This is a genomic window from Haloferula rosea (assembly GCF_016595525.1).
Classification (GTDB): domain Bacteria; phylum Verrucomicrobiota; class Verrucomicrobiia; order Verrucomicrobiales; family Akkermansiaceae; genus Haloferula; species Haloferula rosea.
Window position 1 is genome coordinate 1 of sequence record NZ_JAENII010000055.1, and the last position, 508, is coordinate 508.

General features: G+C 57.7%; 1 protein-coding gene. It reads right to left on the reverse strand.

The window, feature by feature from the left end; translation table 11 throughout:
- Nucleotides 1–262 (reverse strand): IS110 family transposase (locus tag JIN81_RS18815; protein ID WP_200283632.1); only part of this gene is annotated, 262 nt, incomplete at its 3' end.
- Nucleotides 263–508 lie beyond the last annotated feature (246 nt).

Here is a 508-nt window from a genome sequence, read left to right on the forward strand (position 1 = left end):
TGAGTTTGCCGATGTGGGTGTCGAGGAAAAGGGCGAGTTCGTCGCCACAGGGACCGGTGGCTTCCATGCAGGCGTGGAGCATGGCGGGCTTGCAGCGCTTGCCCAGCCAGGTGAGCAAGGCACGGTGACCGGCAGACGTGTTGTCGAACGAATGATCGTTGGTTCTCTCGGGTTCTTCAACGGTGGTGAGTGCCACCTGGAAGGTCTTCTTGGCGACATCGATACCGAGGATATGAGCGGGCTTGAATGGAGTGGCTTTCATGGTATTTGTGGTTTGCCCTAAAGCCTTGTGGACGCAGTCCCATCAACGACCTGACTCGTGCGATTCGGATTCACTAGATCCAGGTTACGGTTCGGTCTCAAATGGGCCTGCAAGGGGATCGGGGACCTGACTGACCCACGGGCTCGAAGCCATTGGTCCTTCTAATCGGGTTTCCCCGTCCCCCCCACAAGCAAGGGATTCTTGCCATCATAACACCCGCGTCTCAGCGAGTGGAGGCATCATACG